Origin of the sequence: Skermania piniformis, from assembly GCF_019285775.1 — a bacterium.
Classification (GTDB): Bacteria; Actinomycetota; Actinomycetes; order Mycobacteriales; family Mycobacteriaceae; genus Skermania; species Skermania pinensis.
In genome coordinates, this window is sequence record NZ_CP079105.1 from 3,837,033 (window position 1) to 3,856,893 (window position 19,861).

17 protein-coding genes are annotated in these 19,861 nt (G+C 69.5%); 6 read left to right on the top strand and 11 right to left on the bottom strand.

What is annotated here, in order from left to right; all coding sequences use genetic code 11:
* Positions 1 to 2: 2 nt before the first annotated feature.
* Positions 3 to 1,322 (bottom strand): flavin monoamine oxidase family protein, encoded by a 1,320-nt coding sequence (locus KV203_RS17980; protein WP_255246941.1) that lies wholly within the window; start codon positions 1,320 to 1,322, stop codon positions 3 to 5.
* Positions 1,319 to 2,701 (bottom strand): flavin monoamine oxidase family protein, encoded by a 1,383-nt coding sequence (locus tag KV203_RS17985; protein WP_066469459.1) that lies wholly within the window; start codon positions 2,699 to 2,701, stop codon positions 1,319 to 1,321. Before KV203_RS17985 ends, KV203_RS17980 begins: the two co-directional genes overlap by 4 nt.
* A gap of 141 nt (positions 2,702 to 2,842) precedes the next feature.
* Here KV203_RS17985 and KV203_RS17990 point away from each other — a divergent pair, with 141 nt between their 5' ends.
* Positions 2,843 to 3,439 carry a TetR/AcrR family transcriptional regulator gene (locus KV203_RS17990; RefSeq protein ID WP_066469457.1) on the top strand — a complete coding sequence of 199 codons (597 nt, stop codon included), beginning with the start codon at positions 2,843 to 2,845 and terminating at the stop codon, positions 3,437 to 3,439.
* 4 nt (positions 3,440 to 3,443) lie between these two features.
* Here KV203_RS17990 and KV203_RS17995 read toward each other — a convergent pair whose 3' ends face one another.
* The 8 genes from KV203_RS17995 to KV203_RS18030 form a co-directional block, all read right to left on the bottom strand.
* Complete coding sequence (locus tag KV203_RS17995; protein ID WP_066469455.1) at positions 3,444 to 3,959, bottom strand: putative immunity protein; 516 nt, start codon at positions 3,957 to 3,959, stop codon at positions 3,444 to 3,446.
* A 15-nt stretch (positions 3,960 to 3,974) separates the two neighbouring features.
* Positions 3,975 to 4,658, bottom strand: coding sequence for a lysoplasmalogenase family protein (locus KV203_RS18000; protein WP_066469636.1), 684 nt, complete (start codon positions 4,656 to 4,658; stop codon positions 3,975 to 3,977).
* Positions 4,659 to 4,696: 38 nt separating this feature from the next.
* Positions 4,697 to 5,230 carry an orotate phosphoribosyltransferase gene (gene pyrE, locus KV203_RS18005; RefSeq protein WP_066469453.1) on the bottom strand — a complete coding sequence of 178 codons (534 nt, stop codon included), beginning with the start codon at positions 5,228 to 5,230 and terminating at the stop codon, positions 4,697 to 4,699.
* Positions 5,231 to 5,234: 4 nt separating this feature from the next.
* Positions 5,235 to 6,047, bottom strand: coding sequence for an SDR family NAD(P)-dependent oxidoreductase (locus KV203_RS18010; protein ID WP_066469451.1), 813 nt, complete (start codon positions 6,045 to 6,047; stop codon positions 5,235 to 5,237).
* Entirely contained in the window at positions 6,044 to 6,862 is an 819-nt protein-coding gene (locus KV203_RS18015) for a type III secretion system chaperone family protein (RefSeq protein ID WP_066469449.1), read from the bottom strand. Before KV203_RS18015 ends, KV203_RS18010 begins: the two co-directional genes overlap by 4 nt.
* A gap of 73 nt (positions 6,863 to 6,935) precedes the next feature.
* Positions 6,936 to 7,835 carry a DUF5666 domain-containing protein gene (locus KV203_RS18020; RefSeq protein ID WP_066469447.1) on the bottom strand — a complete coding sequence of 300 codons (900 nt, stop codon included), beginning with the start codon at positions 7,833 to 7,835 and terminating at the stop codon, positions 6,936 to 6,938.
* 149 nt (positions 7,836 to 7,984) lie between these two features.
* Positions 7,985 to 10,537 (bottom strand): ATP-dependent chaperone ClpB, encoded by a 2,553-nt coding sequence (gene clpB, locus KV203_RS18025; protein WP_066469445.1) that lies wholly within the window; start codon positions 10,535 to 10,537, stop codon positions 7,985 to 7,987.
* Positions 10,538 to 10,643: 106 nt separating this feature from the next.
* Positions 10,644 to 11,825, bottom strand: a complete 1,182-nt coding sequence (locus KV203_RS18030) for an ROK family transcriptional regulator (protein WP_066469443.1) — start codon at positions 11,823 to 11,825, stop codon at positions 10,644 to 10,646.
* Positions 11,826 to 12,115: 290 nt separating this feature from the next.
* Here KV203_RS18030 and KV203_RS18035 point away from each other — a divergent pair, with 290 nt between their 5' ends.
* From KV203_RS18035 to KV203_RS18055, 5 genes are all read left to right on the top strand, one after another.
* Positions 12,116 to 13,606, top strand: coding sequence for a sugar porter family MFS transporter (locus KV203_RS18035; RefSeq protein WP_066469441.1), 1,491 nt, complete (start codon positions 12,116 to 12,118; stop codon positions 13,604 to 13,606).
* Between the two features lie 81 nt (positions 13,607 to 13,687).
* Positions 13,688 to 15,343, top strand: a complete 1,656-nt coding sequence (pgm, locus tag KV203_RS18040) for a phosphoglucomutase (alpha-D-glucose-1,6-bisphosphate-dependent) (protein WP_066469439.1) — start codon at positions 13,688 to 13,690, stop codon at positions 15,341 to 15,343.
* Positions 15,340 to 16,524 (top strand): glycogen synthase, encoded by a 1,185-nt coding sequence (gene glgA / locus KV203_RS18045; protein WP_066469438.1) that lies wholly within the window; start codon positions 15,340 to 15,342, stop codon positions 16,522 to 16,524. The genes pgm and glgA overlap by 4 nt, the downstream gene beginning before the upstream one ends.
* Before the next feature lie 50 nt (positions 16,525 to 16,574).
* Positions 16,575 to 17,735, top strand: a complete 1,161-nt coding sequence (locus tag KV203_RS18050) for an FAD-binding oxidoreductase (RefSeq protein ID WP_066469437.1) — start codon at positions 16,575 to 16,577, stop codon at positions 17,733 to 17,735.
* A gap of 1 nt (position 17,736) precedes the next feature.
* A complete protein-coding gene (locus KV203_RS18055; protein WP_066469435.1) occupies positions 17,737 to 18,483 on the top strand; it encodes an FAD-binding oxidoreductase in 747 nt (248 codons plus the stop codon).
* Here KV203_RS18055 and KV203_RS18060 read toward each other — a convergent pair whose 3' ends face one another.
* The gene (locus KV203_RS18060) at positions 18,484 to 19,644 is read right to left on the bottom strand and encodes an FAD-binding oxidoreductase (protein WP_066469433.1); all 1,161 of its coding nucleotides are present in this window, start codon (positions 19,642 to 19,644) and stop codon (positions 18,484 to 18,486) included. It lies immediately after the preceding gene.
* Between the last annotated feature and the right edge of the window lie 217 nt (positions 19,645 to 19,861).

The window sequence follows — 19,861 nt, forward strand, 5'->3', positions numbered from 1 at the left end:
GTTCAGGTTCGGCCGAGAGCCACCCGGACCTCCTCGGCCACCCGCTGACCGGATTCGATCGCACCTTCGATATAGCCGGCATGCTCGGCGGCGGTTTCGGTGCCGGCCCAGTGGATCGGGCCGACCCGATCGTGCGGCACCGGCAGGGTGCGACCGGCGGCAGTTCCCGGGTTCGGCAGCACGCTGTACCCGCCGCCGACGTACCGGTCGAGGTGCCAGGACTTCTCGTGCCAACCGACCGGTCGATCGACGTCCGCGCCGAGCCGACCGGCCAGCCGGCCGAGCAACTGCTGCCGCCGTTGCGCCGACGACAGCGAATCCAGCGTTCGCGCTTCCGGACCGGCGACGAGCAGACACAGGTGGCCCGGACCGTTCGGTGGCGAGGTGTCGAACACCACCGCCCCCGGCTCGTCGAGCAGGATGACCTCGGCATGCTTGCGGCGGTCCCGCCAGAACGGCCGCTCGTAGACGGCGATCGCCTTGTACACCGTGCCCATGTGGGTGTTCTCGATCAGCTGGGCGCGCGCCGCCGGGAGCGGCGGCGTGAACGTGATCGAGGCGGCCATCGGCGGCGGCACGGTGACGACGACCAGGTCGGCCCGGACGACCCGGTCGGGCGTACGGACCCACACACCGTCGGTGTCGTAGTGCAGCTCGGTGACCCGCTGGGCGGTGCGCACCCGGGGTCCGAGTTCCGCAGCCAGGCGATCGGTCAGCGTGCCGGCGCCTTCGACGACGAGGCGCTCCTGCGCGCCGCCCTTGGTCCGCACCATGCCGATGAGCCCGGCCTGATATCGGATCATGTCGCCGAACGCGGCCATCGGGTAGACGTCGGGGTCGGCGCAGGTCGTCGTCGTGACCATCACCTCGAGCGCACGCCGGGTGGTGCCGGACCGGACCCGCCGATCGAGCCAGTCCCGCACCGAACCGGATGTCCAGGTCGACGGATTCCGCTTGCGCCGGGCGGCCAGCTCCCACCGCAGGAGCACCACGTTTGCCGCGAACAACGGCAGACTCGACGCCGCGATGCGCCGCTGTCCGCGGATGACCTCCGGCAACCTCGGGGTGTTCATCGGGAACAACGTCGTCCCCAGCTCGGCGGCGAGCGCCTCGAACCGGTGGTGCCCGTGACCCACCCACTGACCGCCCAGATCCAGTCGCGAGCCGAGCACGGAGGTCTCGGCCGACATCCGCCCGCCGACGCGATCGGCGGCGTCGAGCACGATGACGTCGATGCCCCCGCGATGGAGCGCACGCGCGGCGATCAAGCCGGACATTCCGGCGCCCACGACCACCACGGTGGCCGACTCCGTCCCGGTCACGACAACACCTCGAGAATCTCGTCGGCGGTGCGCCGGCCGGAGCGGACGGCGCCTTCCATATAGCCGTTCCATTGCACCGCATATTCGGCCCCGGCCCAGTAGAGCCGGCCGATCGGGGCGCGGAGGACATCGCCGTAGCCGGTCCACACCCCCGGCGCGAAATGTGCGCCGTAGCAGCCGCGGGTGAATTCCTCGGCACTCCAGTCCTGTTCGAGGTAGTCCGTCGGGCGGGCCGCTTGCGGCCCGAAATACCGGGTGAAACAGTCGAGCACCGCTCGACGCCGTTCGGTCTCGGGCCACCGCTGCCAGCGCCGGGCGGCGCCACCCTCGACGAACCCGAGGAGAATGCCGACATCCGCAGCGGACCCGGCATCGGGTGTGCCGAGACCGGGCGGAGACACGTCGAAGGTCACCTTCACCGGCCCTCGATCCGAGATCGCCTGCCCGTTCCACCCGGCGGCGCGCCAGAACGGTTCGGGGTATGCCGCGAAGCACTTGACGACGGTTCCGGCCGGAACGCGTTGGGTGAGTTGGTCCCGCCAGGCGGGCAGGATCGGCTGGTAGTCGATGCGGCCGGCGAGGGTCGGCGGGACGGTCACGATCACCCGGGCGGCACCGAACTCCGCGCCGGCGCGCGTGGTGACGACGACCCCCGCGTCGTCCTGGGCGATTCGGGCGACCGGCGAGTCGAGCCGAACGTCGAGTCCTTCGGCCAAGCGCTCGGCGATCAGGATCGAGCCGCCGACGACCCGGTCCCGCTGAGCGCCCTCGTCCACCGAGATCAGGGTCTCCAGGTCGCCGTTGCTGGCGGTGTAGAACAGCGTGTGCAGCAAGGACATGTCGGCACCGTCGGCGGAATACACCGCTTCCGCCAGGACCCGGAAGTAGCTGCGCCCGATCCGGGTTTTCAGATTGCGCCGGACCCAGGATTCGTAGGTCTGACCGTCGAGATACTCGGCCTCGGGGTGCGCCCACGGCTGCGCCGGGTCGACACTGCGGGCGAGCCGGCCGAACCGGGCCAGGCCTTGCGCGAGATCGGCCAACGCGATCGGGTTCAGCTTGGGCGTAGCGCCCTTGTGGCTCGCCAGCGGCACCCGCCTACCGCCGAGGTCGAGCAGCAACCTACCGGCGTCGTTCCAGGTGGGGAAGGTCTCCAGGCCCAACCGATCGACCAGCGCGTACATCTGGGTATGCCCTGCACCCAGCCAGGTGCCGCCGAGTTCGATCGGGGCGCCGGCCAGCTGCCCGCCCATGGTGCGTCCCCCGACCCGGTCGCGGGCCTCCAGGACGGTGACGGTCCGCCCGGCATCCCGGAGGGCCCGGGCCGCGCTGAGGCCGGACAACCCGGCGCCGACGATCACCACGTCTGTTTCGGCCATACCGATACTCCTGACTCGGGCCACGTGCAGAACTCGAACTAAGTCAGTCGATTGACTTAATTCGAGGATGAGGTTCCGATCGAAGTCAGTCAAGACGTATATGCGAGAATTTAGGTCATTCGACCGAATCGGGGGGCGAACGTGGCCTATATCGAAGCCGCGTTGCGCCGGCCGCTGCTCATCGCGGCCGCGCGCAGCGCCTTCGCCCAGGAAGGGGTGGCCAACACCTCGCTCCGCGCGGTTGCCACCGAAGCCGGGGTGTCGCTGGGGACGTTGCAGCACGTCTTCCCGACCAAGGAGCTGCTCTTACGCGCGGTCATCGAAGATGTGGTCGACGAGATCGCCCGCGTCCTCGAATCGTCGGTCGATCCCGAGCACGGCCTCGAGCACGCGATCCGGACGGCACTCACCACCTTCTGGCAGCAACTGGTCGAGACCCAGCGGGGACTGCAACTGATGCAATACGAGTTGACCGTCCATGCGCTGCGCGCCGCCGGGCAGGACGAGCTGGCCCGCTGGCAGTACGAACGCTACGCCGACACGATCGCCGGATGGTGCCAACGAGCCGCGCACGCCGCCGGCGAGACCTGCCGCATCCCGTTCGGCCGGCTCGCGCGCATCATCCTGGCCGGCATGGACGGCCTGATCCTGCAATACGTGTGCGACCCGAATCCCCAGCGTGCCCGGGAAGACCTCGACACCTTGATCGAGGCTTTCGTGGGCTCGACCCGCGACTGACGATTCAGTCGCCGTCGGCGAACACCGACCAGCAGATGCTGTTGCGCCGGATCTGCTCGTCGAGCACCAGCGCGCGGATCTGCGCGGGGAGCCGGTCGCGCTGCCAGTCGCGTTCGGCGCGGCCGGCGCCGGAATCGGCCGGGTAAGCGCTCCGCGCGGCCTTGATCGCATAGGCCGCCGCGCCCAGGTCGTGCTCGGCCACATGGCCGACGCAGGCGGCCTGCCCAGCCGCGTAGGCGGCGAACCGGGCCGCCCCGGTCAGCGGTCGAGCCGCACCCATCGCACGCCCACCCACGGCCCGCGCCCGCATCATCGCCAGTTCACCGCGCGCCCAAGCCCGCGCCGCCGCAATCGCATCGCGGGGACGGGAGTCGTCGGGGCGTTCTCGCTCGACGTGGTGTAGCACGTGCTCAGCGCACTCGGCGGCCCACAGTGCGAGGAGACGGTGATCGGTCTCGGTCAGCAGGCCGCCGCGCCGGATCGTCACCATCCGCGGATCGCGAACTCTGGGCAGAATCATCGACGGCGGGCAGCATCATCGCTGCGGCTGGGTGAGCAGATACTGGGCGCCGGCATAACTGGCCAGGATCGCGGCCTCCGCGGCCCGCCGGGTACCCGGACTGCGCAGGAATTGCCGACGCGCCACGATCATCCCGTCGGACAGCGTGAACAGCAGCGCGCCGAACGCGTACCGGCTGCGCGGGTCGGTGTCCGGAACGACCAGCCCGCGCACTACCCGCGACCCGGGCGCGAGCGCCGGGTCGGACGCGAGCGTGGTAGCCGTACCGAGGGTGAGCCCGTACCCGGACAACGGCCGGGCCAGCCCGGGCGCCTGCACCCGCAACAATGCGGCAACGCCGGCCCACGCCACCCCACGGGGAACCGCGGCGGGGGCGGTCGGCCGCGCGCCGCGGCGCCGAAAAACGGCAGCGTAGCCGGCCTGCATCACCGCGAACGCGGCCGCGCCCCGGGCCAGCCGGCGATCGTCGTCCGGCTCGAGCAACAACACGTCACCGACGGTCGCGGCGGCCAACGAACCGATCAACAACCCGGCCTCGGTCGGACCATGCCGTTCGCGGTCTCGCCAGACCCGCGCGGCCAGGGCCGGCGCGAGCAGCGGCTTCGCCACCCGTTGCCAGCCGAGGCGTTCGGTGGCGGCACCGGCCACGGTCAGCGCCGTCGCGGCGGCGAAAACCCGCTCCGGCCAACGCACGATCATCGCTCCGGGATGGTCCGGCACACCACCGTCACCTCGATTCAGGCGAGACCCAGGTCGGCCAGGCCGAGCAAGGAACGATAAGCCAGGCCTTCGGCCTCGAGCACCTGATCGGCGCCGGTCGCCCGATCGACCACGGTAGCCACCCCGACCACCGTCGCGCCCGCCTCGCGCAGCGCGGCGACGGCGGTCAGCGGCGAGTTGCCGGTGGTGGTGGTGTCCTCCACCACCAGCACCCGCTTACCCGTGACGTCCGGGCCTTCGATCCGGCGTTGCATGCCGTGCGCCTTGGCCGCCTTGCGCACCACGAACGCGTCGATCGGCCGGCCGGGGGCATGCATGATCGCCGCAGCGACCGGATCGGCACCCATCGTCAACCCACCGGTGGCCGCGAAATCCCAATCGGCGACCAGGTCCCGCAGCAATCGCCCGATCAGCGGGCCGGCCCGGTGATGCAGGGTGGCACGACGCAGGTCGACGTAGTAGTCGGCTTCCCGGCCGGACGACAGCGTCACCGTGCCGTGTACCACGGCGAGCTCCCGGACCAGCCCGGCCAGCTCCTGACGATCGTCCACCCGATCAGGTCCTTCCGCGGGAAGCGAACATGCTCCGATTCAACCGGCTGACCACGCTACGCGGAATCACCCGGCCGGCCGTGGTCAGCACCTTGTACTGCAGGCCGGGCACGCTGATCACCTTCCCGTTCGCCAGGTCGGCCTGCGATTCGGCCACCACCTGATCGACGGTCAACCACATCGGCGCCGGCAGCCGGCTCATGTCGATCCCGGCCCGCTCGTGGAATTCGGTACGGACGAAGCCGGGGCACAGCGCCTGGATCCGCACCCCGGTGCCGGCCAGACTGTTCGCCAACCCCTCGGTGAACGCGATGACGTAGGCCTTGGACGCCGAGTAGGTGGAACCGCGGCCGCCGAGCAAGCCGGCCACACTGGCCACGTTGACGATGCTGCCCGCTGCCGCACCCACCATCGGTGGCAACGCGGCCCGGGTCAGCTGCATCACCGCGGTGACGTTCACATCCAGCTGGGTCTGCAACGTCGCCGGATCCAACTCCCAGAACTCGCCGGTGATCCCGATCCCGGCGTTGTTCACCAGGAACTGCACGCCGCGAGCAAGCCGTTCGGATACGGCGTCGCGCCCGGCCGCGGTGGCCAGGTCCGCCGGCAGGATCTCGGCGCGCGCGGCATACCGGCGACCCAGATCCGCAGCCAGGTCGACCAGTCGCTGTTCGTCCCGCGCAACCAGCACCAGGTCGTACCCGAGCGACGCGAGCCGGTGCGCGAAGCCGGCGCCGATACCGGCGGTCGGGCCGGTGACCAACGCCACCGGCGGAATCTGCGGCGGGTTCGCCGGGCTGGCATCGGTGGAGATCATGCGTGCGGCGCCGGACCCTGGTACGGCCGGAAAACCGGACCGGCGGCGGGGGCCGGCCGTGGGCGAATCGCGCGGACCGGCGGGGCGGCGCTCGGCGGCGGCGGCGGGAGCACCCGCGCCACCGCGGGGGCGACCCACGCGGTCGAACCCGCGGTCGGCTGCGGCCGGCCCAGGTCGTGGTGCGGCTCGGCGAGCCGATCCGGCTCCACCGCTGGGGGCAGCACATGCAGGATCGCGGACAGTCGGCTGACCGCTTCGATCGCCTCGTCCCAGTCTCGCGGCTTGGTGGACAACGGCAGCGAACCGAGCGTCCAGCGCCCTTCGCTCCACAACAGCTGCAACGACGACGGTAGCCCGGCCGTCAGCGTCGCCATCCGCGAGTCGCACACCCGCCGGGCGATCTCCAGGTCGGTGGCGAACATCACCCGGTCGCTCATCGCGCCGAGCAACTTCAGATCGGCATCCTTCGGCGGCGGCGCCGACTTCGGCCGGAGATCGATATCGACGTCGGAGGCGACGTCCCGCTCGACCGCGACGAAGGTACCGGTGTCCTCCAGATCGAACAGGACGAACCGATCACCCCGCCGAACCCCGGTCACGATGTCGACGGCAGTCAGATAGTCCTGCCCGGCCAGCGCGGCGCGCCGCCAGTTCGCCACCAGCTCCGGATCGGATTCGCGGAAGCCGAAGTCCTGGGTCATCGCCCAGATCTGCCGGATCCGGCCGGACCGCTGGCGTTGGATGCGGTCGATGTAGAGCAGCACCCCGGCGCCGCCCGACGCGATCAACGCAAGACCGAACCACACTGCAGTCATTGCGACCACGCTGCGGTCATCGTGCCCTCCGCTCGGTCGGGCCGGGGCGTGGCGTACACCCTGGGCGGGTTCATCAGTTACCGAAGCCCTGCGGCAGCCCCGTCGACACGATCGTGCTGGCCAGAATCGAGCCGTCGGCCTGCTTCTTGCCCTGCACGACGACCACGTCGCCGGACTTCAGATCGCTCACCTTCGACCCACTCAGCGAGACCACCGTGGTCGAGCCGTCGGTGTGCACGGTGGTGTCGGTGCCACCGAGACCCTGCACGGTGAGTGTGGCACCATCATTCGCCGTGATCGAGCCGGCGGCCATGCCGCCGATCGTTTCGTCCAGATTCGGCAGCTCCGACGGCAACTGCATACCCGACGGTAGCTGGAGGTCCGAGGGCAACTGCAGATCCGACGGGAACGGCACCGGGGGCACCGCCGTGCCGGATCGGGGAGAACTCGGCAGCGCCCGGGTGGTGGTCGCCGCCGACGACGCGGTGTCGCTGCTGTCGCTGCCGCTGCGAAATGCCAGCAGCCCGATTGCGAACGCGGCCAGCACCAGCAGCGCTACCCCGATGACGATCAGCGGAACCCGGCTGTTCGGTTTCTGCCCGCCGTCGGGCTCCGGCCCCGCCGGCGCGCCGCCCTGGGCCGGATAGCCGGGCCCGTCCGGGTAGCGACCCGGCCCCTGCGCCGGATACCCCTGCCCCGGATAGGTGGGGCCCGGATACGTGGGTAGCACCTGAGTGGGATTCGGACCGGACGACTGTGGCTGCGGCTGGTAGGGGGGCTGGTTGGGGTCGTAGTTCTGATAGGTCGGAAACGCCTGGGTGGGATAACCCAGGTTTTCCGTGGCGGCGTTCGGCGCGCCGTAGGCCTGGCGCGGATCAGCCGTGTGATACTGCCCGTCGCCGGAGTCACCCTGCCCGAACTGCTCGGTCGGCTGCGCTGGCTGCCTCGACCAGGGGTCGTTCGGGTGCGTCATGGGCTCCAGGGTAGGCGGTGCCGGGTTCGCCGGAGTTGATTACCTCCGCCTCGGGCACGCCAGCATCAGGTAAAACCGGCGGCGACCCGCCCGGAACCCCCGGAAACCCGGCCATGACGAGCCACCCTCGCCCGGCCGGGTCCGGTCACTCAGGCGGGTTTGCCGACGGTGAGCTGCCCGCCGTCGGGCGTCACCCCGACCGCGACGGTGTCGCCGTCGCCGATCGTGCCGGCCAACAACTCCTTGGCCAATCGGTCGCCGATCGCCTGTTGGATCAGCCGACGCAGCGGCCGCGCACCGTAGAGCGGGTCGTAGCCACGCACCGCCAGCCAGAACCGGGCCCCGTCGGTCACCTCGAGGTTGAGCCGACGCTGCGCCAGCCGCTTCTGCAGCTGGGCCAGCTGGATATCGACCACATGCTCGATCTGCTCCTCGGTGAGCGCATGGAAGACCAGGATGTCGTCGAGTCGGTTCAGGAACTCCGGCTTGAACGCCGCGCGGACCGCCGCCATCACCTGCTCGGTGTCCCCGCCCGCCCCGAGATTGGAGGTGAGGATCAGGATGGTGTTGCGGAAGTCGACCGTGCGACCCTGTCCGTCGGTGAGCCGGCCGTCGTCGAGCACCTGCAGCAGGATGTCGAACGCGTCCGGGTGCGCCTTCTCGATCTCGTCGAACAACACCACCGTGTAGGGCCGGCGGCGCACCGCCTCGGTCAACTGACCGCCCTGGTCGTAGCCGACGTATCCGGGCGGGGCACCGACCAGCCGGGCCACCGCGTGCTTCTCCGAATACTCGCTCATGTCGATTCGGACCATCGCCCGCTCGTCGTCGAACAAGAACTCGGCCAAGGCCTTTGCCAGCTCGGTCTTACCGACGCCGGTCGGGCCGAGGAACATGAACGAGCCGGTCGGCCGGTTCGGGTCGGCCACCCCGGCCCGGGTGCGCCGCACCGCGTCGGCGACGGCCTGCACGGCTTCGCTCTGCCCGATCACCCGCAGGCCGAGCTCCTCCTCCATCCGGAGCAGCTTGGCCGTCTCGCCTTCCATCATCCGGCCGGCCGGAATCCCGGTCCAGGCCGACACCACATCCGCGACGTCGTCCGGGCCGACCTCCTCCTTGAGCATGACGTCGTCGGCCGGGGTGGCCTCGGTCTGGGCGGCGAGTTCCTTCTCCAACGCGGGAATCCGGCCGTACCGCAGCTCGGCGGCCTTGCCCAGATCACCGTCGCGCTCGGCCCGGTCGGCCTCGCCACGCAGCGTCTCCAGCTGCTCCTTGACATCACGGACCGCGTCGATCGCGTTCTTCTCGTTCTGCCAGCGGGTGTTGAGCTGGTTGAGCTTCTCCTTGTCGTCGGCGAGTTCGGCGCGCAGTTTCTCCAGCCGCTGCTTGGAGGCGTCGTCGGTCTCCTTGGCCAGCGCCACCTCTTCGACCTCGAGCCGGCGCACCGCCCGCTCGACCTCGTCGATCTCCACCGGGCGCGAGTCGATCTCCATCCGTAGCCGCGACGCCGCCTCGTCCACCAGGTCGATCGCCTTGTCCGGCAGGAACCGGGAGGTGATGTAGCGGTCGGACAACACCGCCGCCGACACCAGGGCGCTGTCGGTGATCCGCACGCCGTGGTGCACCTCGTAGCGCTCCTTGAGCCCGCGCAGGATCGCGATGGTGTCCTCGACCGACGGCTCGCCGACCACGACCTGCTGGAACCGCCGCTCCAAGGCCGCGTCCTTCTCGATGTAGCTGCGGTACTCGTCCAGCGTCGTCGCGCCGACCAGGCGCAGTTCCCCGCGGGCCAGCATCGGCTTGATCATGTTGCCGGCGTCCATCGCCGACTCGCCGGTGGCGCCCGCCCCGACGATGGTGTGCAGCTCGTCGATGAACGTGATCACCTGCCCGGCACTGTTCTTGATGTCGTCGAGCACCGCCTTGAGCCGCTCCTCGAACTCACCGCGGTACTTGGCACCGGCCACCATCGAGCCCAGGTCGAGCGAGACCACCGTCTTGTCCCGCAACGACTCCGGCACGTCGCCCTCGACGATCCGTTGCGCCAGACCCTCCACGATCGCGGTCTTGCCCACGCCCGGCTCGCCGATCAGCACCGGGTTGTTCTTGGTCCGTCGGCTCAGTACCTGCACCACCCGGCGGATCTCGGTGTCGCGGCCGATCACCGGGTCGAGCTTGCCGCTGCGCGCTGCTTCGGTCAGGTCGGTGGAGTACTTCTCCAGCGCTTGATACGTGCTCTCCGGATCCGGGCTGGTCACCCGAGCGCTCCCGCGCACGGCGGTGAACGCCTCGCGCAACGCCTGCGGGGTCGCCCCGGCACCGGAGAGGATCTTCGCCGCGTCGGAATCGCCATCCGCGATGCCGACCAGCAGGTGTTCGGTGGAGACGTACTCGTCGTCCATCTCGGTGGCCAGCCGCTGCGCTGCGGTCAACGCCGCCAACGACTCTCGGCTCAGCGACGGCTGTGTGTTCGAGCCGGTGGCCCGGGGCAGCCGGTCGATCAGCCGCTGCGCCTCGTTACGGACGACGCTCGGGTCGACACCGACGGCCTTGAGCAGCGGCGCGGCGATACCGTCGGTCTGATCCAACAGGGCGACGAGCAGGTGCGCCGGGCGGATGTCGGGGTTTCCGGCGGCGGACGCCGCCTGCAGCGCTGCGGTGAGCGCTGCCTGGGTCTTGGTCGTGGGATTGAACGAGTCCACGGATCACCTTTCGGGTAGGTCGAGAAATATTCGGCCCGGCACGGCGACGCGCCGGCGGGCCCTTTCCGGATGCAACGCGCAATAAGTTGAGTCTGTTCCGCTCAACCTAACTCACTTCCGCCGACATCGTCGGCAGCGGCCCGTCGAGGGCGAGCGCAACCGCGCCGAGCACGGCCGCCCGGCCGCCCAGCGCTGCCGGAACGATCGGCAGATCCATTGCGCTGCTGGGGATGCCGTGTCGGCGCGCGGCCGTCCGCAGCGGCGTCGTCAACACCTCGCCGGCCGCGGCAAGCTCACCACCGAGCAGAATCCGGTCCGGGTTGAGCGCGGCGCACAAGCCCCCGACCACCGCACCGATCCGGCGGCCGGCATCGGCGAGCGCGCGGACGCAGGCCGGGTCGCCCGCGGTGACCAGTCGCAGCACGTCGGCGGTACCCAACCCGGGGCCGTGCACCGGTGCCAGCAGCTCGGCGACCGCCCGGGCGCCGGCGACGGTCTCCAGACAACCCCGATTGCCGCACCGGCAGAGCACGCCGAACTCGTCCACGGTGCTGTGTCCGATCTCCCCGGCAGTGCCGTCGCGGCCGCGGATCAACTTACCGTCCAGGATGATTCCCGCCCCGACCCGGTCACCCAGGGTCAGTTGGACGACATTGCGCGCCCCCCGTCCCGCACCCCAGCGGAACTCGGCGAGCGCGGCCAGGTTCGTCACGTCGTCCACGCCGACCGGACCGTCGAACGTCGTCGCGCCCACCTCGGCCGCCACGGCGCCGACCCAGCCCGGCAATCCGGCCGAACGACCGACCCGACCGGTGCGCGGGTCGACCGGGCCGGGCACTCCCAACCCGATGCCGACCACCTGCTGGCGAGCTACCCCGAGTTCGGCCGTTGCACCGTCGAGCAACCGCCGCGCGACGGCGAGTCCCGCCGCCGGCGCGGCGGCCGGATCGAGTGGCGCTCGTCGCTGCGCCAGAATCGCGTGCGACATGTCGGCCAGCGCGACGCGCACGCCGCGGGGGCCGATGTCGACCCCGACCACCAACCCGGCCGAACGCGCGAATCGCAGCACCCGACCCCGTTTACCGACGTCGGCGGCATCGAGCACGCCGGACTCGGTGAGTTCGCGGACGATGTTGGACACCGTCGCCGGGGCGAGCCCGGTCTCGCGAGCCAACCGCGCCTGGGTTACCTCCCCCATCGACTTCAAAAGATCGACAACCCGACGTTGATTTGCGCTGCGCAGTGCGGACTGCGAGCCCGGCCGTACCGGACCGTCGTCGATGCGCATCGGCGCTCACATCCCTCCGGCAACAACCACGTGGCGTGCGTCGGCTGCCGGGCTCGATCGTCGCCTCACGGTACCCGGCGCCGAACGAGCGCCGCCACCTCCGCAGCGCCTCGGGTCGCTTCCCACCCCGCCGACGATCTTGCTCAAGCTATGAACGACACCAGATCGAGACGCCGGGTTTCTGTTCGAGGGTTGAGATTTCGGGAACGGTGGACCTACCGTGAGATGGTCTGCGAGCCGCGCCGTCCGCGGGGGATGCGCCGATCGCCGGTGGTCGAGAGAGGTACGACATGAGCGAGCAACGGCCGAGCGGCGACCGAGCCGCCGAAGGCGTTAGCGCCGAAGACGATTCAGCGCAGGATTCCGGCCGCGGCGCGGTCCGGGTAGCCAGCGTCGCGGCGCTCGGCGGCCTGCTGTTCGGCTACGACAGTTCGGTGATCAACGGCGCGGTGTCGGCGATCGAGGACCAGTTCTCGGTGAGTTCCGGGGTGCTGGGCTTCGCGGTCGCGTCGGCCCTGCTCGGCGCGGCGGCCGGCGCGATGACCGCCGGCCGGCTGGCCGATCGGTTCGGCCGCCTGTTCGTCATGCGGATCGCCGCAGTGCTCTTCCTGATCAGCGCGATCGGAACCGGATTTGCGCCGAACTTGTTCCTGCTCATCGTCTTCCGAATTGTCGGCGGTTTCGGCGTCGGTCTCGCGTCGGTGATCGCGCCGGCCTACATCGCGGAGGTCTCACCGGCCCGGATCCGCGGCCGACTCGGCTCGTTGCAGCAGTTGGCGATCGTCACCGGCATCTTCTTGTCGGTGCTGGTGGATTATCTGCTCGCCCGCGCTGCCGGCGGCAGCCGGGAAGAGCTCTGGTTCGGGCTCGAGGCCTGGCGGTGGATGTTCCTCGCGATGTCGATCCCGGCGATCACCTACGGCCTGCTCGCGCTCACCATTCCGGAATCACCGCGCTACCTGGTGGCAAAGCACCGCATCGCGGCGGCGCGCAAGGTCCTGACCACGGTGCTCGGCGACAAACACGTCGACATCACGATCAATCGGATCGAGACCACCCTGGCCAGCGAGAAGCCGCCGAGCTGGCGGGACACGCTGAAGCCGGGCGGCCACGGGCTGCTGCCGATCGTCTGGGTCGGCATCCTGCTCTCGGTGTTCCAGCAGGCGGTCGGGATCAACGTGATCTTCTACTACTCGAACGTCCTGTGGGAATCGGTCGGCTTCACCGAGGACGACTCGTTCAAGATCACCGTGTTCACCTCGGTGGTGAACATCGCGACCACCCTGGTGGCGATCGCGTTGGTGGACCGGATCGGCCGCCGACCGTTGCTGCTGATCGGATCGGCCGGGATGGGCGTCACGCTCGCCGTGATGGCGTTGATCTTCGGTACCGCACCGGTGGTGGACGGTGCACCGGACCTGTCGGAGCACTGGGGCGGCGCCGCCGGGCCGGTCGCCCTGGTCGCGGCCAACCTGTTCGTCGTCGCCTTCGGCATGTCCTGGGGACCGGTCGTCTGGGTGTTACTGGGCGAGATGTTCCCCAACCGGATCCGGGCGGCCGCACTGTCGATGGCCGCCGCCGCACAATGGATCGCCAACTGGGCGATCACGACGTCGTTCCCGCCGCTCAAGGCGCTCTCGCTCGGCCTGGCCTACGGTATGTACGCGACGTTCGCGGTGCTCTCCTTCTTCTTCGTATCGAAATGGGTCTTCGAGACGAAGGGACGCACGCTCGAAGATATGCAGGTTCATCTCGGCGACACCTCGGCGACAGCGCGTTGACGACGTCGAACGATCGAATCGGCTATCGGCGGAGGTGCGCCGCGGCACGCTGACCACCGGCCCCGAGCAGGAAGATCAACGATGTCCGAGAATCCCCGCGCCGGGACCCCGGCACAGCCCGCCGACCTGGTCGACCTCGACCGATTGGCGGCGGCGTACCACGACCTGCATCCCGATCCCGACGTCGTCGGCCAGCGGGTGGCCTTCGGCACCTCCGGACATCGGGGCAGCGCGTTGGACCGCACCTTCAACGACGACCACATCGCCGCGACCAGCCAGGCGATCTGCGATTACCGAGCCGCGCAGGGCACCGCCGGTCCGCTGTTCCTGGGCCGGGACACGCACGCGCTGTCCGAGCCGGCCTGGCGCACCGCGATCGAGGTGTGCTGCGCCAACGAGGTGGACGTCCGGATCGACACCGCCGACGGCTACACCCCGACCCCGGCGGTATCGCACGCCATCTTGCGGTACAACCGGGCCGGGCACGGCTACGACGCCCGTCCCCCGGCGGACGGGATCGTCGTCACCCCATCGCACAACCCGCCCCGGGACGGGGGTTTCAAGTACAACCCACCCGACGGTGGGCCGGCCGACACCACCGTGACGTCCTGGATCGCCGACCGGGCGAACGCGCTGCTGGCCGCCGGACTGGCCGGAGTACGGCGGATTCCGTTCGATCGTGCCGTACCGCAGCGCTACGACTTCCTCGGCAGCTACGTCGACGACCTGGGTTCGATGATCGACTTCAGCGCGATCCGGTCGGCCGGAATCCGGATCGGCGCCGACCCGATGGGCGGTGCCTCGGTGGCCTATTGGGCCGCGATCGCTGATCGCTACCAGCTCGACCTCACCGTGGTCAACGATCGGGTCGATCCGCAGTTCGGGTTCATGACCCTGGACTGGGACGGCAAGATCCGGATGGACTGCTCGTCGCCGTACGCGATGGCCTCGCTGGTCGCCCGGCGCGCCGAGTTCGACATCGCGACCGGCAACGACGCCGACGCCGACCGGCACGGCATCGTGACCGCCGACGGTGGGCTGATGAACCCGAACCACTACCTGGCGGTCGCGGCCGACTATCTGTTCCGGCACCGGTCCGGCTGGCCGGCCGGCGCCGCGGTGGGCAAGACCGCGGTCAGTTCGTCGATCATCGATCGGGTGACCGCCGACCTCGGCCGGCGGTTGTACGAGGTGCCGGTCGGCTTCAAGTGGTTCGTCCCCGGGCTGGTCGGCGGGGATCTCGGCTTCGGCGGCGAGGAAAGCGCGGGCGCCTCGTTCCTGCGCACCGACGGCACCGTCTGGACCACCGACAAGGACGGAATCGTGCTGGCCCTGCTGGCCGCGGAGATCCAGGCGGTCACCGGAACCAGCCCGTCGGCCCGCTACGCCGAGCTGACCGAGAAGTTCGGTGCGCCGAGCTATGCCCGGATCGACGTCGCCACCAGCCGCGCGGCCAAGGCCCGGCTGGCGCAGCTGTCCGCGGCCGACGTCGGCGCGAACGAGCTCGCCGGGGAGCCGATCACCGCGATTCTGACCCGCGCCCCCGGCAACGATGCACCGCTGGGCGGGATCAAGGTGGTCACCGACTCCGGCTGGTTCGCCGCTCGTCCGTCGGGCACCGAGGACGCCTACAAGATCTACGCCGAGAGTTTCCGCGGCCCACACCATCTCGCACAGCTCCAGGACGAGGCGCGGCAGGTGGTCGCGACCGCGCTCGGCGCCGAGGCGGCCGCATGAAGGTCGGCCTGCTCACCCGGGAGTTTCCGCCGGACGTGTACGGCGGTGCCGGCGTGCACGTGGAATTCCTCGCCCGCGAACTGCGTCGGCTGGTCGAGCTGACCGTGCACTGCTGGGGCGACGATCGGGTCCCGGCCGATTCGGCGCCGCCGGCGCCGCCGGCCGTCGGGCACCGGGCCGATCCGGCACTGGCCGAGGCGAACCCCGCGTTGCAGACGCTGTCGATCGACCTCACGATGGCGGCCGGAGTGGCCGGGGTGGATCTGGTGCACAGCCACACCTGGTACGCCAACCTGGGCGGGCATCTGGCCAAGCTGCTGTACGGAATCCCGCACGTGGTCACCACCCATTCACTGGAACCGTTGCGGCCGTGGAAGGTCGAGCAACTCGGCGGCGGCTACCACGTCTCCACCTGGGCCGAGCGCACCGCGATCGAGCACGCGGACGCGGTGATCGCGGTGAGCAACGCGATGCGCGCGGACGTGCTGTCGCAGTATCCGGCGGTGTCGCCGGATCGGGTTGCGGTGATCCCGAACGGGATCGACACCGCGCTGTACCGGCCCACCACGGACCGGAACGCGTGGGCGAAGCACGGCCTGGACCCGGATCGGCCGACCGTGCTGTTCGTCGGCCGGATCACCCGGCAGAAGGGGGTATCACACCTGGTCCGCGCGGCCGCCGAGTTCCGTCCCGAGGCGCAGGTGGTGCTCTGTGCCGGGGCGCCGGATACCCCGGCGCTGGCCGCCGAGTTCGCCGACCTGGTGGCGGCGCTGCAGGCCGTGCGCGATGGCGTGGTCTGGTTGCCGACCATGCTACCGCAGCCGGAGATCATCGAACTTCTTTCCGGTGCAACCGTTTTCGCCTGCCCATCGGTGTACGAGCCGCAGGGCATCGTCAACCTGGAGGCAATGGCCTGCGAGACCGCGGTGGTGGCCAGCGCGGTCGGTGGTATCCCGGACGTCGTCGACGACGGAACGACCGGGCTGCTGGTGCCCTACGACCCGGCCGAACCGCGGCGATTCGAGGCGGCATTCGCCGAACGGGTCAACCGATTGCTCGCCGACCCGGCCCGGGCAGCGGAGTTCGGCCGCGCCGGTCGCGCCCGAGCGGTCCGGCACTTCGCCTGGCCGGCCCTCGCCGAGCGGACGGTGGCGGTCTATCGGGATGCCGGAGCAGCCTGACCGATCGGCCATAATGGAATTTCGGGCCCGGCCGGAGGGAGGTCGCTTTCGTGGATCAGCGGGCGATTTCGCTTGTCCGGACGAATTTCCGTGCGGTTACCGGATCCCCACACGGACCGGCGCAGTTGACAAACTATTTCTACGCGCATCTGTTCGGCGAGAATCCGGGCCTGCGGGGGTTGTTCCCCGCGACGATGCACATGCAACGCGAGCGACTGGTGCTCGCGATCGACTTCGTGATCGCCGCGTTGGACGACCCGGACCGGGTGCGGGAATTCCTCCGCCAGCTCGCGCTCGACCACCGCAAGTACGGGGTGGAGGCCGGGCATTATCCGGCAGCGGGTCGAGCGATCATCGCCGCGATGCGCGATTTCACCTCGGCGGTGTTCTGGACCGACGCGATCGACGCCGCCTGGACCCAGGTGGCCGAGCTGATCACGACCGAGATGAGCATCGGCGCCGCATCCGACGACCTGCCGTCGACCTGGTCGGCCACCGTCGTCGGGCACCATCGGCTGCGCGACGACGTGGCGTTGGTCCGGCTGCGGTCGGAAACCCAGATCCCGTACGAGCCCGGCCAGTATCTGCCGGTGCAGATCCCGCAGCGGGGCCGGATGTGGCGGTACCTGTCGCCGGCTATTCCGACCAATCCGTACGGCGAGATCGAATTCCATGTCCGCAAGGTCCGCGGCGGCTGGGTGAGCCCGTCGATCGTGAACGAGACCCAGGTGGGCGATCGGTGGACGCTCGGCGCGCCGCTGGGCGGGTTACGCGTGGACCGGACGAGCGGCCGTGACGTCCTGATGATCAGCTCGGGCACCGGGATCGCGCCGCTGCGCGCCCAGCTGATGGAAATGGCGATGAAGGGACACAACCCCCGGGTGCAGCTGTTCCTCGGCGGCCGCTACCCGTGCGATCTGTACGACGTGTCGAACCTGTGGCAGCTGTCGATCACCAATCCCTGGCTCACGGTGGTACCGATCTGCGAGAACGCCACCGACCCCTGGTGGTACACCGGGCCGCCCACCGAGCTGCCCGAAGGCATCCAGCGCAGCCTGGTCGGACCGATCGGAGACGTGATCGCCGGCATCGGCTCGTGGAGCGACCGGCAGATCCAGATCTGTGGCAGCGCGACGATGATCCGGTCCACCCGCAAAGCGCTGATCCGCGCCGGCACCCCCGCGGTCCAGATCAGCTACGACCAGATCTAGACTGCCGCCGGTGTGGAGCGCGACAGTGGTCGAGCATCATCGGCTCCGCCGGGATCTGGCGGTGGTCCGCCTGGTCGGCGACGCGGTGCCGTTCCTGGCCGGCCAATCGGTGTCGGTGGCGGTGCCGCAGCAACCGCGGATCGCCCGCCGGCTCTCCCCGGCCCTGCCACCGTCGCTGGACGGCAAGCTGGAATTCCACGTCCGTGGCGTGCCGGCGGGCTGGGTGAGTTCGGCGATCGTGGCCGATACCTGCCCCGGCGATGTCTGGGGGATCAGCGACCCCCGCGGCGAGCTGACCGTCGACGAGTCCGGCCGGGAGGTGGTGATGCTGGCCGGCGGCACCGGCCTGGCACCGCTGCGGGCGCTGATCCTGGAGCTGTCCCGGCGCCCGCGCCCCCCACGCACCCGCCTTTTCACCGGCGCCCGCAGCCCGCGCGACCTCTATGCCGACGACATGCTGTATCTGCTCGCCGCCGAACTGGACTGGCTGACCGTGATTCCGGTCGTGGAGTCACCGGCCGACCCGGTCTGGCCGGACGAGTGGTACGACCGGTCCCGGGTGGACGTCGGCTTCGGCGCCGAACAACGCCGGCACGGCACGCTGGCCGACATGGTCGCTCGGCACGAGGGATTTCCCGGGCATCAGGTGCTGGTCTGCGGTTCGCCGGCGATGACCCGCACGACGATCGAGACGTTGGTGGCCAACGGGACCCCCGCGGGCGACATCCGGTTCGACCCGCCCGGCTGATCAGAAGAGCGGATCGTGGCGGATGTTCTCGGTCGGTGTCCCGGCCGCCATCATCCGGAACTTGGTCGTCTGCACGACCGGTGCGGACCCGACGATCTGGATGTCTCGATCGGGCCATGCGCCGTAGCCGGCGACGATCTTCCCGATCTGGCCGACCCGCAGCTCGATCCCCGGCGGAATACCCAGATCGGCGCCCATGTACCACCACGGGTTGTCCTCCGACTCGGTGATCGCGGTAATCGTGAGCCAGGGATTGGTGATCGACAGCTGCCAGAGCGACTCCAGCTCATAGAGATCGCACGGGTGGTGACCGGCGATGAACAGGTGCACCTTCGGGTTGGCCCGCCGCGTCGCCATGAACATCAACTGGGCCCGCAGCGGCGCGATCCCGGTGCCGCAACCGACCATCACCATCGCCCGGTCGGGGTCGCGCGGGACGCCCAGCCCACCCAGCGGCGCACCGATCAGCCAGGTCTCGCCGATCTGGGTGTGCCCCACGATCGACGGGCTCACCCAACCGCCCGAGATGGCCCGGACGTGGAACTCGATCTCGCCGCGATCGTTCGCCGGGGTGGCCGGCGACAGATAGCGCCACATTCGCGGTCGGGCCGGAATTTGCACGCTGACATATTGGCCGGCGACGTACGACATCGGCTGATCCATCTGCAGCCGGATCACCGCCAGATTGCGCAGCACCTCCTGGTGCTCGACCACCCGGCCGGACCATACCGGTGGGGAGGTTTCGGCCTTGGCCGCACCCAACATGGTCTCGGTGATCACACCGATCGCTTCGGCCCACGCGGCGTCGACCTCGTCGTTCCACATCTCCGTACCGGAGAACGTGCGCAGCGCCTTGATCAGTGAGTTCCCGACGGCAATGTAATGACCGTCGGTCGTCCCATATTTCCGGTGATCTCGACCGAGTTGGGCGAGGAACGGCATCAGTTTGTCCGGTTCCTCCAACCGGTCGACCACATATGCAATAGCTTTGAGGAGTCGATCCCGTTGCGCATCCATCGCTGCGGGGAAAAGTTCCCGGATACCGGGGTAATCAGTAAACAAGATCGAATAGAACGAACGCGCCAGCCGCTCGGGTCCATCATCCTCGGCCACGACCGCTTTGAAGGTCGTTCTCACGAGCGAGATGGTTCTCGAATCCATTTGGCGCCCAACCTCGTTCTAACACTTCCGGCACGGCACCAACTTCCTGGCATCATGCACGGATCGTCGATCTTCCGCCGCGAGTGTATGCGACAATAAGTAGCAGCGGAATCCTTTGTATATACATTCATCATTGTAATTCATTGTCAGCAAATCACCGGCAATCAACTGCCGGTGAACATCTGTTCGACCGGAGGCATGCCGTGTCCGTCACGTC